13 protein-coding genes are annotated in these 15,445 nt (G+C 37.3%); 2 read left to right on the top strand and 11 right to left on the bottom strand.

The window, feature by feature from the left end; all coding sequences use genetic code 11:
* Positions 1 to 801 carry a universal stress protein gene (locus tag AAC073_RS17130; RefSeq protein WP_339925023.1) on the bottom strand — a complete coding sequence of 267 codons (801 nt, stop codon included), beginning with the start codon at positions 799 to 801 and terminating at the stop codon, positions 1 to 3.
* A gap of 103 nt (positions 802 to 904) precedes the next feature.
* Between AAC073_RS17130 and AAC073_RS17125 the strand changes: the two genes are divergently transcribed.
* The gene (locus AAC073_RS17125; RefSeq protein ID WP_339925022.1) at positions 905 to 1,420 is read left to right on the top strand and encodes a thioesterase family protein; all 516 of its coding nucleotides are present in this window, start codon (positions 905 to 907) and stop codon (positions 1,418 to 1,420) included.
* Positions 1,421 to 1,673: 253 nt separating this feature from the next.
* Here the strand turns inward: AAC073_RS17125 and AAC073_RS17120 are convergent, their stop codons facing one another.
* Together AAC073_RS17120 and AAC073_RS17115 are read right to left on the bottom strand one after the other, a co-directional pair.
* Positions 1,674 to 2,615 (bottom strand): hypothetical protein, encoded by a 942-nt coding sequence (locus tag AAC073_RS17120; protein WP_339925021.1) that lies wholly within the window; start codon positions 2,613 to 2,615, stop codon positions 1,674 to 1,676.
* Between the two features lie 287 nt (positions 2,616 to 2,902).
* Positions 2,903 to 4,912, bottom strand: coding sequence for a dienelactone hydrolase family protein (locus tag AAC073_RS17115; protein ID WP_339925020.1), 2,010 nt, complete (start codon positions 4,910 to 4,912; stop codon positions 2,903 to 2,905).
* 392 nt (positions 4,913 to 5,304) lie between these two features.
* Here AAC073_RS17115 and AAC073_RS17110 point away from each other — a divergent pair, with 392 nt between their 5' ends.
* Positions 5,305 to 6,135: a phytanoyl-CoA dioxygenase family protein gene (locus tag AAC073_RS17110; RefSeq protein WP_339925019.1), complete on the top strand. Its 831-nt coding sequence runs from the start codon at positions 5,305 to 5,307 to the stop codon at positions 6,133 to 6,135.
* A gap of 74 nt (positions 6,136 to 6,209) precedes the next feature.
* Here the strand turns inward: AAC073_RS17110 and AAC073_RS17105 are convergent, their stop codons facing one another.
* The 8 genes from AAC073_RS17105 to AAC073_RS17070 form a co-directional block, all read right to left on the bottom strand.
* Complete coding sequence (locus AAC073_RS17105; protein ID WP_339925018.1) at positions 6,210 to 7,535, bottom strand: DEAD/DEAH box helicase; 1,326 nt, start codon at positions 7,533 to 7,535, stop codon at positions 6,210 to 6,212.
* Between the two features lie 140 nt (positions 7,536 to 7,675).
* Positions 7,676 to 8,257, bottom strand: coding sequence for a DUF4136 domain-containing protein (locus AAC073_RS17100; RefSeq protein ID WP_339925017.1), 582 nt, complete (start codon positions 8,255 to 8,257; stop codon positions 7,676 to 7,678).
* A 383-nt stretch (positions 8,258 to 8,640) separates the two neighbouring features.
* The gene (locus tag AAC073_RS17095; RefSeq protein ID WP_339925016.1) at positions 8,641 to 10,302 is read right to left on the bottom strand and encodes a ribulokinase; all 1,662 of its coding nucleotides are present in this window, start codon (positions 10,300 to 10,302) and stop codon (positions 8,641 to 8,643) included.
* Positions 10,303 to 10,590: 288 nt separating this feature from the next.
* Positions 10,591 to 11,100 carry a hypothetical protein gene (locus tag AAC073_RS17090; protein ID WP_339925015.1) on the bottom strand — a complete coding sequence of 170 codons (510 nt, stop codon included), beginning with the start codon at positions 11,098 to 11,100 and terminating at the stop codon, positions 10,591 to 10,593.
* Positions 11,101 to 11,515: 415 nt separating this feature from the next.
* Positions 11,516 to 13,201, bottom strand: a complete 1,686-nt coding sequence (locus tag AAC073_RS17085) for an NAD-binding protein (RefSeq protein WP_339925014.1) — start codon at positions 13,199 to 13,201, stop codon at positions 11,516 to 11,518.
* A gap of 142 nt (positions 13,202 to 13,343) precedes the next feature.
* A complete protein-coding gene (locus tag AAC073_RS17080) occupies positions 13,344 to 13,856 on the bottom strand; it encodes a hypothetical protein (protein ID WP_339925013.1) in 513 nt (170 codons plus the stop codon).
* Between the two features lie 442 nt (positions 13,857 to 14,298).
* Positions 14,299 to 14,652 (bottom strand): hypothetical protein, encoded by a 354-nt coding sequence (locus AAC073_RS17075; protein ID WP_339925012.1) that lies wholly within the window; start codon positions 14,650 to 14,652, stop codon positions 14,299 to 14,301.
* A 343-nt stretch (positions 14,653 to 14,995) separates the two neighbouring features.
* The gene (locus AAC073_RS17070; protein ID WP_339925011.1) at positions 14,996 to 15,193 is read right to left on the bottom strand and encodes a hypothetical protein; all 198 of its coding nucleotides are present in this window, start codon (positions 15,191 to 15,193) and stop codon (positions 14,996 to 14,998) included.
* Positions 15,194 to 15,445: the final 252 nt, after the last annotated feature.

Below are 15,445 nucleotides of genomic sequence, written 5' to 3'. Positions count from 1 at the left end.
TTATTTGATGACCAAAAGTGGAATATGTGTATGGTAAACCATTTTCGCACTATGGCTATTTTTGAAAATAAAATCGAGAAAACTCCTGTCCTTCGAAAACATGACCAGTAGGCTATCTGATTTATTTTTGATATAATTTTCTAATCCTTTATCTGTATTCACTTCTTGAAGCATTTCAAAACTAAACTCGCTGTCGGGGAAATTCTCGTTCAAATATGCTTCTAGACCCTTGAAAATGATGTTTTTATTGAAATCCGGCTTATTTTCTACATGAATAATCTTATAAGGCAGGTTCCATGTTTCTGTAAGTGTGATCAGTTTTTTGAAAATGCCTTCCTTTTCATTCTTCAAATCAACGGCTACTTTGATGTTTTTTATGCTTTCGAAAGAAGAACAAAATGGTACCGCTAAAACAGGAATTGCACTTTCTTTAATAACTGTGGCAGTATTTGAGCCGATAAGATTTTTCTTAATCCCACTGGCACCCTGAGTACCCATGATGATAAGGTCATAATCACCATTATTTGCCGTAGTGAAAATCGCTGAGGTGACAGTCCCTTGAATAATTTTAAAATCAATGTCGACAGCGTCCCCTATTCTTTCTTTTATTTTTTTTAATTCAGTTTTGGCATTGTTTTCGATTGTTTGAGCCATTCTAACAGCTTCAGCTGCAAAATCATAGACGGCAAAATAGGAAAAAATTAAAGTGATAGAAGAACATTGTTGCTGAGCATAGGACACAGCAAATGACAGTGCATTGTCTGCATTTTCTGAGAAATCAGTTGGAACAAGGATCTTCATAGTAGGCTTATTGTTTCCATTAAGTTAATGAATATTAATCTAATTCACACAATGATTTAAATCATATATCTTTGTAGGATAGAAGCATCAAACTTAAAAAATTATGTTCGAATATAATAAAGACAAACACTATCCTAAGGAAACGGAAAGTAGAGTAGTAATTCGATTCCAGGACTGTGATCCTTTACAGCATCTTAATAATGCGAAGTATTTCGATTATTTTTTCAATGCAAGGGAGGACCAGGTGCCAAAGCTATATGGCGTGGAGATGATGGATTTTATCCGGAAATACCAGGCCGCATGGGTGGTTTACAACCACAATATTTCTTATATCAGGCCAGCTCGCGTAGGAGAGTGGATCAGGATCATGAGCAGGATAATATGGCATGATCATCAAACTGTAATCGTTGAGTACTACATGACGGATGACAATAAAGAAGAACTAAAAACTTTGATGTGGACCACTATGCGTTATGTTGACATGAAACAAGGTAAATCCTTGGATCATTCAGGTGCTGTTAAAGATTTTCTATTGGCCACTTCTGATGAGGTGGATATAGCTAAAACCACATTCAAATCAAGAATTAAAGATATCAAAACAAACCTTTTAAAATCATAAGGAGGTTGTGATTTGATGGTAATATTGCGGTAAATTGGTCCTATTACCGTCACTATCATTTATTGCTGTCCAATTTGTAAGAAGCTAAACCACTGGAGTTGTTTTTCTATCCGCTTGAGACTATTTTATCTTAGTGGTTTATCAACCCTTTCCATTCAGAAAGAGACCGTAAGTCATTGTAGCTTTAGATGAAATTTAGGATTAGGAATTATAGCTTTCAATAGGGGACATAAGGTAAATTGACTAATTTTTATCAACTGAATAAATTGTAGCGAACAATTAGCCTGTCACCTGATTTCCATTTAATCCATCCTTGACCAATGGTAGAAAAATCACTGTTTGTCAGGTTTACTTTTAGCCAATCCCCCCGGACGGCGACAGGTTGAAGGAATGCATAAGCTGTGACATTTTCCGAAGCCTTGTCCAATGGTTTAATCCTTATTTTCTGTGGATATTCTTTCTGGATCTCTACGCTATTGATGTTAAGAATAAATTCCGGCCAATAGATTAAATCTCCACTAAACTTGTCGATAAGCACCGATTGACCGGTTTGTTGATTGATTTCCACTTCTAACATATATTTACCAGAGGTAAGTACTTTTATCATCAACCAATCGTAATCAAGTTTCAATATCTCCGGTAAAAAATAGGCAGGTGCATATTGTATATCGTATTGTCCTTGTAACGTTTTGGTAAATACCAAACTGTCAATGGGTTCTCCAATGCCATTCCAAGCCTTTGGCTCAGATGGAGAATAAAAATACAAAGTGCTGTTCTCTGTAAAGCTGGGGCTAAAGAATCCTTGCCCCATACCGTTTTCAAAGGTTAAATATCGGATAGATAGTGCAGGTGCCGTTGGTTTTGGTGGGCTTTCTTTTTGTTGGGGTAAATCTTTTTTTTCTTCGATTTCCAAATGTCGCAAGTACCCAAGAATGAGTAATATAGCCAGGACAAGAAAGAGGGCAATATTTAAGTAAATAATGGCGGTAGTCTTTAATCTACCGGCCAATACAATGGCTAGGATTAAAGCCCCCAATGCGTACAATAAAGCATAGCCAAAGACTATTGTTGCTCCGGCGAGTCCTTGGTTTTTACCTACGCCCATGTAACTGGAAAAAAGACCTCCAAGGATAAAAAACACAGTTATTGTGAGGAAATAAAATAAAAAACTAGAACCTTTTAGTGCTTTTTTCATGGATCAATTGTTTGTTTAATCCGAAATTAATTGTGCCATTAAGTAGTTGGTACAATAGCTGGTTGGGCAAATACTTTATTAAGAAGACTGACTAAATTCTGCATTTTTAGGATTGGCGATTGAACTGGCCAAACTTCTTTTGTTTCGTTTTATGGAAATGAATTAATGGGGTAAGAAACCCTATTTGACCTAGGTTTTAATGATAATATCCCCTATAAATTTAAAGTTTTTTTATAATAAACAAAATAATAAATTTGAAATTCCAATCTTTTCCAAGTGTGATTATTTTATTTAATAAGTTGCAGTTGTTGGTTTACAGCTTTTTTCAGCACATTATCTGACCAAGCAAAAGCTGGAGGAATTTCACCTGCAAAGTAAGTTTTTGTAGGATAGGCTAAAGCAGGTATCTGATAAGTATCTGTAATTCTAAGTACATTCAGTAGCTCCAATGCGAAATCTCGTCCATTTTTTGGACTCGGTTGGTCGTGCGTTTCGGGTGGATTTGACAGGTACATGCTTTCACATTTCTCATCCATCATGGCAGCATACATGGCTATGACTGCCATTCCATCCCTACCTGCGATACTGATTTTGGTAGGATCTACTTCTGGTAGGGTCCTGCAATATTCAAGGGCTCTCATGGCATCATATATTTGCATAGAGGCTTTAGTTCTTCCGATCCAAGCAGCAGCACGCCTTACATGCCAATCGAGTTCTGGGGCCCATCCGACTTCACCAACACCTCTTACTTCCAGGTAAGCGATGTTGTGATTCTCAGCCAACTTATTGGCATAACCTTCACTTTCCCATCTTTCTTCTCCTGGGCTTCTTAGTACTAGAAGTAGAGGAGACTTCTCCTCTTGAGGCTGCCTAAAGAATATATTTACTTTGAGCCGCCATCCCTTTTCACTGTTGAAACTATAAGTTTTATTGCCAAATTTGGATAAATCTGCAGTTCGGTAAATCATTTCACCTTCAAATTCCATGGCCGAATCTGGGAATGCCCCGAAAGTTCTGGATTTAAGGTAATTTTTCACCTTCTTTTGATGGGCATTGAGTGCTTCAGGGCTCTCTATAGCTGGTAGCGCTACCTTTTGTATGAATGAATCCTGTATGGTTTTGGTAAGGTCAGTCTCCGGAGGAGTACCCATATAGACATCGAGGCTATCGGATGGTAGTAAATTGTCAACGTTGGTTTCTACATCCGCTATTGTTTCAGGCGCTACTTTTTTGTCCATTAGGTGTTGGAGAAAAAAGGAGAAAATGGCTTTTCTTGAAATGGGATGGTAGGAATGACCTCCTGTCGTTTCTACCAGGGAAACATTATTTTCCGCATCAAAATTACCATAAAATTGCGATAAGGTCTTGTAAAACTGCCGGGTTGACTCAATTCCATAAAGTTCATCCCTATCTGATTGCGCAATAAGCAGCGGTCGTGGTGCTATTAATGCCCCTACATCCGTAAAATCTATCTGAAAACCATTGTTAACCATCATGCAATCACAATGGCCATCTATCCTTCTTTCTCCCACTTGAGAATCCATTGTCCCCGCGCCACAAACGGGCGCGGTGGCTTTAACTCTAGGATCTGCTGCAGCAAAGTACCAGCTTTGGGAGCCACCTCCGGAAATCCCCGTGGCGCCAATGTTTTCCATGTCCACATCAGTACGGGTAGCGAGGTAATCCAAGCCTCTAATGGCATTCCATAACTCTACAGCTGCAGGGTTATAGCCTCTAGAATACCAATTGAACCAACCCTTATTATAGGCTCCCCAATGATGTCCCCAAACCTCCCCGAATTGAATGGTATCAAAAATTAAGGTAACAAAACCCAACTCGGCTAATCTTCTGGCATGGGCCTGATAATTTGTTTTTTGACCATGAGAATGGCCTGAAAGATAGATTACGGCAGCACGTGGTTTTTTGATATTGTCAGGAACATAAAGATTTGCCGGCACGAAGAGATCAGGAAGGGACTCGTAGTAAAATTTTTCAATGCGAAAACCTTTTTGCTGCAGGGTACCAGTAGGATATATCTTTGGTGGATCTCTTTCCTCGTCCATACTGAAACCCATCATTTCTATAAATTGATCGTATTTTAAAGGCCGGATTGAATCCCAGTCCGCTATTGTGGAAGATCTCGAAGTGAAACCGTCAGAAAGACTTTCCGCTTCCTGGTTTAGGTAATGCATGATATTATTAGAAGCGATTTCGTTTACGGCTCTTGGCAACTCTTCTTTGCATGCTGAGGTACTTAATATCAACAAGCTGATTAGGCTCAGGATTAAATATTTCATTTTTGAGATTTCAATGAAGTAGTAAGATAACAATTGCAATTTTTTAAAGCCAATACTTTTTTATTAGTGTCTTGTCCAGACAATCAAAAGTAGCTTAAATATCAATAAGGGTTCTGTTACAGCCATGGCGTTATTAAATGAACGATGTAAAATTAAATAGGCTTCGATTTGATTTTAAGGGGAATATACTACATATTGGATTAGGTTTTGTTTATTTATGATAGGTTTGAAAGTTAAATCACTAACCGCATCTCTAATTGGTATTTGTACTTTTAAGTACAACTGGCAATTGAAGGATTTATGCTTCCCTCATAAGAAACTGAAATGTTGATTTAACTCAATTTTATCCTAAAATGATTCCTTTTTTATTAACTATGTTTTGCTTGTAGATTATGAGATTGAACAAAGAACAAATTGCGCAATTCCACAAAGATGGCTATGTACTCGTAAAAGGTTTTTGTAGCCAGGAAGAAACCAAAAAACTTTATAAAGTAGCTATAGAGGATGAGGCCATGGGCAAAAATGCCATGGATCTAAATGATCAGTCCGGAAAAAAAACCAAGCTTTCCTTGTGGTTTAAGCCAGGAAATGATGTATTTGGTTATTTAACTAGGAGTGAAAAAATGGTGAATTCTGTAGGGCAATTACTAGAGGGGGATGCCCCTGTTTGCCACTTCCATTCCAAACTGATGCAGAAAGAACCCAAAGTAGGTGGTGCATGGGAGTGGCACCAGGATTACGGTTATTGGTATAAAAATCAATTTATGTTTCCCGATCAACTGATCAGTGTGATGGTCGCATTAACAGAAGCGAACCAACAAAATGGCTGTTTGCAGGTGATCAAAGGTTCTCATAAGCTTGGAAGGGTAAATCATGGATTTGCAGGAGAGCAGGTAGGTGCGGACATGGTGATGGTAGAAAATGCCTTGAAGACCATGGAACTTGTATATTGTGAGATTGACCCAGGAGATGCTTTGTTTTTCCATAGCAATTTGCTACATAGGTCAGCAGCCAACCTTTCGGATTCTCCAAGATGGTCGATTATATCCTGTTTTAATTCTCAGTCCAATATTGCTTACAGCGAAACATCTACAGCATGGACAGAGGCCATAAAACCGATTCCTGACGAAGCCATTATTAATTGGCAGGCTGATTCTCTATCAAATGCTGATTTTCTCAAGAAGGAAAACGACCCTGCTTTGAAAAAAACTGGCTGGGAGTAAGCGGTATTGAGTTGAGGGAAAGGATGGAATTGACCTGATAGAAGTTATTCAATTTGGGCAATAAAAACCCAGTGCTAATTGGCCACTTCCATTTTGACTTTTAGCTTTTTGAGTTTTTCTCCGGCTGTATTGGCAAATAGCTCGTCTACTTTATCTGTAGGGATGGCTACATAGGTAGCATTTTCCAGAATACTAATCTTGCCTATCTCACTTCCCTTTAAGGCGCCTTTCTTGGTGAAAAAACCAACAACATCCCCTTTGCTGATTTTGTTCTTTTTACCAACGCTGATATAAACGCAGGTAAGGTTGGAGGGCTCAGGGACTTTAAAGTCCTGGCGAAGTTTGTATTCTGGTAGGTTACTGTCTACATAGTCTGGCATTGATTCCTCATTGGCCAGGACCAAGTAACTTTGTCCTTCAGCCATCATTCTGGCAGTTCTGCCATTTCTATGGATAAAGGCATCCTTCCTTGGTGGAAGTTGGTAATGTACGATATGTTTGATTTCGGGGATGTCCAATCCTCTGGAAGCAAGGTCAGTGGCGATAAGCAAAGAGTGCGTACCACTTCTGAATTTGATTAGGTTTTTTTCCCTGTCGATTTGTTCCATACCTCCATGTAAAACGGCATGTTCGAAACCAAAATCTGTTAAGAGAAGGCTTATTCTATCTACTGCATCGCGGTGATTACAAAAAACCAATGTACTTTCTTGTTCAAAATCAGCAACAAGCCGCATCAAAGTGTCTATTTTTTCTACGCTTGAGGTTTTGACTAGTTGTAACAGCAAGGTCATGACCTCGTCATCTTTTAAGAAATTCACCTTTTCATAAGTGCTAAAAGGAAGGAATTCAGGTATGTTGTCTAGTGGAGTAGCAGAGGTTAGGAAATATTTTTGCTCTTCGCCCAGGCCTTCAAAAATAACACTTAGTTGTTCATGAAAGCCAAATTGTAAAGATTTATCAAATTCATCAAGAATAACCATGCTGATGTTCAGGTCTTTTAAGTTGCCTTTTTGAGCATGTTCTGACAATCTTCCTGGGGTACCTATCACCACCTGAGGTTTCTCTATTAACCTATTCTCTTCCGTCCTCATAGAGTGTCCACCGTAGCATAGGCATGCATGGAAGTCAGTTTTCAAAGATTTGAAGACCTCCGTAATTTGGATTGCCAACTCTCTTGAAGGAATGATTATTAGGGCAGTTGAATCAGCAGCTGCCGATTCCAAATGCTGGACCATTGGTATAAGGAAGGCCAAGGTTTTCCCTGATCCTGTTGGAGCCAAAAGCATTAAAGGGGTGTCGGCAGTGGCTTTTTCCATAAATTCCAATTGCATCTTATTGAAATTTTCTAAAGAAAGCCTATTTAAAAAAGTCTCCTTACTTGTTTGCTTATTCGTCTCCATGATGCAAAGATACAGATAGGCAGCGAGACAAAGATGGTTTATGCAAAGAATTAAAATGCCAATGCAGCAACAAATTTATTTTGCTGCTGCATTGGCATCGTTAAGGGTAGGATATGTAAGCCCAGTTTTACTTTAATTTTTTAGTTTCTTGTTAAAATTTTGAATTGGTCCATTACCTTGTAGGTGGCTCTGGTCAAGTCAATATGGATGTTTGGAGAATTGTAGTCAAAGTAGGCTGAAGTATAACCTTGCCAGATCGTATTCCCTTTTTTATGGTCTATTACCAATACCACAAGCATGCCATCGTTTTGGGTATATTTAATGGCATTGTAATTTTCTCCTCTTTTTTGTCTTTCCAAGCTGTCCAATACAGATTCTTCCACAAGTTCTATTCCTTGCTTTTTAAGCCAATAATCAAAATTAGGTTGATTGTAACCCCTATACCGAACCTCACTCATGTAAAGCTTGTGTATGATAAGTAGGTCGGGATTGTTGTCTCTTTCTCTAAATCCCTGAGATCCCAAACGAGAGGAAATGGATTTTTCAATAATTCCTGTAAAATCTCTTTCGTTTTTTCCTTCTTCGGCAACAAATCCAAAGGTTTTGTATTTTTTAAAGGTTCCCCTGTAGTTATAATCGTACTCTGCGATAAAATCTCTCTGTGACAAACAGCCTGAAGTTATTATCAGTAAAACAAAGGTAAAGTAGTTGAAGTTTTTCATAAATTTTTCCTGAGAAGAGGTGAAGCATTTTAATCTAAAATATTTTAATGATGTATTTCAATAGATAGGTCAAAATATAAAATTGTAATCTTAAAATTAACTTCAGAATTAAATTTTTGTTTAGGGTTTTCTCACTAATAATAGAATTAATGTTAGTGAATTCCAGTATTAAATCCAAGTTATTGACTGATTTTTGAATAAACTTAGGGTACTGAATACTAATGGACTATAAAAGGGGGCCTTCTAAGATTCAATTTGGAATTAAACCTAGTAGTATAAAATGTTGTTCCTCTTTAAAGCGACTTAAACTAAAAAATGGCAACCAGAATTGGCTGCCATTTTAAGTCTTTTTAAATATATACTGTATAAAATCGAGTGATCTTTTAGCGCTGATTTTCTATGAAATTACCAAAAGTAAGGTACTCTTCATATTTGGTTTTATAGATTTTAGCATTTTCAGGATTAGGGAAGTATACTTTGTCAAATCCATTCCCCATTGCCGCTATTGCATCCGTGACTGTGGGGTATATACCAGCGGCCGTAGCAGCGTAAATGGCAGCTCCCAGTGCTGGAGCCTGTTCTGATTTAGCTACTTTGATAGGCATATCAAGCACGTCTGCTAGTGTTTGCATGACCAAAGTTGACTTTTTAGCTACTCCTCCCAGTCCTATCACTTGCTCGATGGTTACCCCTTCTTGCCTAAATCTCTCAATTATTTTTTTAGACCCATAACAAATACTTTCTACCAAGGCTTTAAAAACATGCGCTGCATCTGAACCCATGTCTAGCCCTTTTATAGCCCCTTTGAGGTTTTGATTGGCATCTGGAGTCCTTCTTCCGTTGATCCAATCCAAGGCCAATACTTGTGTGGTTTCTGGTGATATTTTTTCCGCATCATTAGAAAGCGTCAAAATTAAATTCTGCTCCAACAGGTCTATTGTTTGCTCTTTTAAACCTTCTTCGAGTGAAGAATCGTTAATCGTATTCCTAACAGGTTTGAGCAATAACTTAACAAACCAGGCCAAAACATCACCAAATGCTGACTGCCCAGCCTCAAGTCCTATTTTACCAGGAATTACCGAGCCATCCACCTGACCACAAATACCTTTTACCGTTTTTTCTTCCAACGATTCATAAGAACTAACCATGATGTCGCAGGTAGAGGTGCCCATTACCTTTACGAGGGTTCCTTCTTCTACTTCACCACCTATGGCTCCTGCATGTGCATCAAAAGTGCCAACGGCCACAGGGATTCCTTCTTCTAAATCAAGCTTTATCGCCCATTCTTTGGACAATAATCCGGCTGCTTGATCAGATGTATAGGTTTCTTTGTAAAGTTGCTCTTTTAATTTTACCAACCTTGGATCTAATTTTTCCAAGAATTCAGCATCAGGAAGACCTCCCCAGCTTTCATGCCAGAGGGCTTTATGACCTGCAGCACACCTACTTCTTTTGAAGGCGATAGGGTCTTTCCCACCGATAAGGGTGAAGGTTAAATAATCACAATGTTCCATCCAGGAATAAGCGGCTTCTGCCACTTCAGGGTCCTCTCTAATAATGTGGAGAATCTTTGCCCAAAACCATTCGGAGGAGTAAATACCACCTTCATACTTAGTAAAATCTTCACCTCCCCAAGTTCTGGCCAGGTGATTAATTTCATCCGCCTCTGCGATGGCTGTGTGGTCTTTCCATAAGATCATTTGTGCATTGGGGTTTTCTGAAAATTTTTCGGAAAGTGCCAATGCATGACCATCTTTATTAACAGGCAGGGGTGAGGAGCCAGTCGTGTCTATGCAAAGTCCTTTTATTTGAGATTTTTCCAAGCCTGATTTTTGAATTACGGCTTTTACCGTATGCATTAGGCCCTCCAGGTGATCTTTTGGATGTTGCCTGTATTGGTTTTTTGACGGATTGCAATATTCCCCTGCTTTCCAGCGAGGATAGTTAAATACTTCGGAGGCAAGGGTGACACCATCAGAGGCATTGACCAAAATGGACCTGACAGAATCTGTTCCATAGTCTATACCCAATACATAATTGTCCATATTGATAATTTTGGATTGTTAAAAGCGTGAAAATAAACTTGAATTCGGTAGAGATTTTCAAAGATGCACAGAAATATCAAAGTAAGCCAACCATTTCAACTTGTCCTTTAAGCCTAGTAAAACTAAGCTGGGTTGTTCAAATGGATAAATTTACTTGAGACTTGAGTACGGAAAATGAATCCCAATGCGTATTTCGAGTTTGATGTAAAAATATACGGAAAAAATCTTAAATGGCCCATTAGGACCTATAAAAATACGGAGACTTTATCTCAATTTACGTGTGGGCTTTTAATCCTCTTCAAGTTGGTGCCAGGTTTGAATTTCTAAAATCTTATTTGCCTCGGTTTTGATAGCCATATGGTACTCGTAAGAAATTGATTTTAATGTTTTGCTATCCAAAGCAGAGAATACTGTCCATACCAAAGTCCAATCTCCTTTTAAAATGCCACGATTTACACGGACACTGGTCAACTTAGGCTCACTAAATGACAGATGATTCATGAGGTTGTGTTCAGATTTCCAGTGGGTAATCTCCTCGATACTGTTGTGAATAGAATCTGTATTCGTATTGATGCATTTAAATTCAGGATGGATAATTTCCTTTATATAGTCGTAGCTTTCTAGCTGCAGCCCCTTGAGGTATTTTTTTATTAACTCTTGATCACTTACTTCTGTAGGGTTTTTGGTTACAGGAGGATTATGATCTTCCTTGTTTTTCTGAATCTGGTCTTCATATTTGCTTGAATACAAATATCCCGGAAGGAAAGCGAGTGCTAAAGAGTTTTTAATGTTGGTCATACTCGGGTATCAATCTTAAAAGAATTATTTAAGGTGATTTATATGTAGATTTAATAGCAACATTTTACTTGGCAATGTTTTTATTTACAATAATACGCATAATAAATTCAATTTTAATGGTTTAACCGATGATTTTTTGTAAATGGATACTAATGAATATAGCCTTTTTTTACCGTTATTAAAACGTTTTAAGCATCTTTTCTAATGACACGGTACCAAAGTTTAGGGTAATAATACTATTAAAATGGTAGTTGGTAGACTTCTTAAGGTAGCCTATTTTACTGTTGGCTTTGATTATTTAACTGTTGTATGGGAATTAAGTTGCTTGAGTTGATTCGATTTATCAAGGCTTTCTTTCTTTCCTTGTGGCTTTTAATAAATATAAAAAGGTGTTTGTAATGACTTTAGGATAAAATTATCCAAACTTTTTAAAGAATATATTTTCAGCTTCGGAGGTACCTATGAGTATAATTTCGTCGTCTTTATTTAAAACAGAATTGGGCTCAGGATTTAAGATCAACTTTCCTTTTTGTTGTAATGCAATGATCGTACATCCTGTAACCTGACGAACACATGAGGAGGCAATTGATTTACCTATCAGTTGATCAGGGACCTGTATTTTAATCAAATCAAGTCCTTCGGCAACCATTAAAACGTCACTTTTTTTCAATAAGTTATAAATTGCATTGGCACCCATCGAAGCATAGGACATGACAAAGTCCGCTCCAGCTCTATGCATGGTGTCCAGATTTCTTTCACGGGTAGACCTGGTAATTATTTGAATGTCAGGCCTTAATTTTCTGCAATAAATACTAAGATAGGCATTGATGTCATCATCGTGCGTAGTGATGATGACACATGGTGCGTCATTAATTCCAGCCTCTACCAGTACCTCTAGGTTTGCCGCATCTCCATATATGTATTTGCCATTGGATTTGATTCTTTCCTTTTGTTTTTCAACTATTTTATATTCCAAATTTCTCGCTTCCAGGGCTTCACCAGTGGCTCTTCCTACACGCCCTCCTCCGATAATGAGCAGCGGGTAAGTAGTCTCTTTTTGAATACTAAAAAGTGCATTGTAGGCTTTAATTTGTTCAGAAGTTCCAGCCAAAACCAATACTGCGTTTGTAGTAATTATTTCATCAGGTTGAGCGGTATGAAATGCACCTCTGATCCAAAAACCCAATACACTTACACCTACGGTCTCGCGGAGCTTCGTTTCGCGCAAGCTCTTGCCGACTAAAACAGACCCTGTAACGGTAGCTTCCGCGATACTTAATTCTTCAAATTTCCCAATGATCAAAGCGTTGGCTTTGCCAACACTCGCCCTTCTTGAAAGGGAGGTGCCCATCATTTTTCCCAGACTTAAAACATTATTACAACCTGCCAGACCGAGAATATCCTCAGAAGCCTCGAAATTGCAGGTAGCTATGATTGGGATATTTTCGTTGACCTCTCTTATCGTAAAAGCCACATTGGTATTGACTACATCTGAGGAGGTGGAGGCCACAAGGTTGGCTTTGTCAATGCCTGCATTTATGTAGGTAACGGGATCGTCAAGATCTCCCAACATTACTACTATTTCCATCTCGCTTAACCTCAATCCTTCTGTGAAATCCTGAACAAGAAGTACGTAGGAGGTCTTGAATGTTTTAAGTTTTTTTATCAAGGCGATTGATACCTCATCGTAATGAGTAAAAATAACATGTCCACTAATCGATGGATCTAATATTTTTGGCACCCGAGATTGTTCCTGAGCTTTCATCCAAGGAGAATAAAAAAAATTAATGAAGGTAAAGGGAAACAAAACCAGCAAAAACAACATGCCAGAAAGTAAGACAATCATGGTGTAAACACGGCCCCAATCTGTTTCAAAAGTGATGTCCCCAAAACCCAAGGTGGTCATTACCGTGAAAGTCCAGTACAACCCTGTAACCCATGAAAAATACCTGCCTTCACTCAACATGATTAGGTGAAAAGTAATGGTGAAAATTACAATCAAGACAAATAAAACGAATAGAAACCTAAATAATAATTTGAGGTTACGCCTGTGGGGTTTGTTTTGAAGCAGGTAACTTATTTGAGAACTTAAAAACTTCATTTATCATCAAATTTAAGAAGCATATATACACAACTTTTCGTACAAAAGCATGCTTATATAAAATTTGCCAGATAAAAGATTATTATAAAAAGAAATCCCGTTCAAAGTTAAACCTTAAACGGGATTGTCTGTTACTGAATATTTATTCTCTCAGCTTTGATGTTGAGACCTCTTTTAGTAAGATGGCATTCCATTTTTGAATCAATGGCCACTCACCAGATAAATCAGAATGTTTGTCCCCATCAAAAAAGCACAAAATTGACTTCTCCGTTGGTTCTGAGAAATGGTTTATGATCAGTGATAATTTATCAATTATTTCTGATTTGTTTGACCCCTTCCCTACATGCCGACTTTGTTTTAGCAAATCCAGATGGGAAATGTTATCCGTAGAAACCAATAGAAAACCTGCCTGGGAAATAGGATCCATAAATAGCAGTTTGTGCTTTTCAAAATCAATCCCAATACCATAACCACCTCTCCAAAAATCCTTTTCTCCTATCAAGAGGCCATTTTTCGCTGCCTCCTCAGTGAATTTTCTATGGTGGAATTTCTGAATATTGGTTTGTTTTTTCTTGCTAATATATATAGGTGCAATAAATGCCAGGATTGCAGCTAGGGATATTCCCAAGCTAACTGGTTCGATATCTACAATCATTTTATTTTTTGTTTTAAGTGTTGTAAGAAAAATATTGGGGTGCATGGCAAAACCCAGATTATTCAATGGAATTTTATAATTTTACCCAAAGAATAAATTTAGTTTCGATAGGATTACCTATTCTTAATTTCAGGTTATGCCTAATTTTAAGAGAAATATTAAGAAGAAGCTTAATCAGTAGACCGATATATTAGCTTTTTGGGAATATGAATTGATGGACAAATTCCTCAATAGGCTGTTTCGTGATTTAAATCCTCGGCAATCACTTGGTCAAATTAAGATGACTTGATTGAATGTCTGGGTTAAAAACAAAATTCCTTTCGCTAATTTTAATTTCTCCTAAAGTTTAGTTTTAATAGAGGTACCCTTAAATTGAATTAAGCAATAAGTAGGTGTTTGCCTTTCTGTGTATCAATAAAGAGCAAAGAAAAATCAAAAGTTATTACCAAAAGAAGTGGAAGGGAAAGAGGATTTGTTTTAAGTAATGATAAAGCACCCAATTGTGTGGGATAAAGCTTTTTACACTAAAACATGGGGTAGGATTCCAAGAAAATTCCTGATTCTTTATTCCTGCGAATAAACCTTCAATTAAAAAGTTTTTGAATGCGTTCCCTTCTTCATATACAGAAGGAAGTGCAAAGAAATCTACATAACCAAGTGATTTGACGGAGGCTTCCCTTTCATCGGAAGTGTTAAACCCTTGTGTTGGGGAAAACGGCAGCAAAAATGACCATATAAGTACTGCTCCGGAAAGCAGCAAAGTCAATGACATTTTTATTTCTTTTAGTTTTCTCATTTAGGCAGTAAATTTACTTATTTTTTTAATGATTACATGATTGTTATCCTTTTATTTCTTAATCATATTAAAGTTCTTAACCATTTGTATATAAGTAGGTTAAGTAAGTAATGTGCTTGTGTAAAAAATAATGGTAATTACTTCGATTTACCTTAATACTGTTTTATTAAAAATTACCTTTAAAAAACCAAAAACTATGCTGGGGATTTTTTTGGGTAAATGTGGAGAAATATGTGGTAAAGTGTGGACTGCAAAGGCAAATAGAAAGCTGAAAAAGTATTTTCAAAAAGTAATAGGCTTAATTAAAAAAAGCTGCCACCGAAGGTGACAGCTTTAATGCGATTTATTGCTCAGAAATCACTACTTCCTCCACTATTTCCACTGAATCTTCAGTTTCCATAAGTATTTCATCATTCTCCATTTCGATCTCTACCTCTTCTTGTTCTACAGGGGTATCAATTTGTGATTCTACTGGTTTTTTGCCGCAAGATGCCACTAGGCTGGATGCGACGATCATCATAACAACGATGCTTGTTCTCATTTTTTTATTTCTTTTTTAATGTCTCTTTAGACATGGATACTATTATAAAAAGTATGCCAAAAAATCAATATTGTGTGCTTACCCTTATTTATTTTTTTAAGCTTTTATGCAATGTTTTCTTCTTAGAACTTATAGCCCTTAAAACCATGCAATTGACCTGGTTGAGTTTACTTTTATTTTATGAAAAATCCGTATAAATTGTAAATCAATGGCTATAAAAACAATGGCTTTGCTTTTACCGTGTAAATAACT

It is taken from the genome of uncultured Cyclobacterium sp. (assembly GCF_963977555.1).
Classification (GTDB): domain Bacteria; phylum Bacteroidota; class Bacteroidia; order Cytophagales; family Cyclobacteriaceae; genus Cyclobacterium.
The sequence above is the reverse complement of the archived record's forward strand: the minus strand, read 5'-3'. Positions and strand labels throughout refer to the sequence as shown.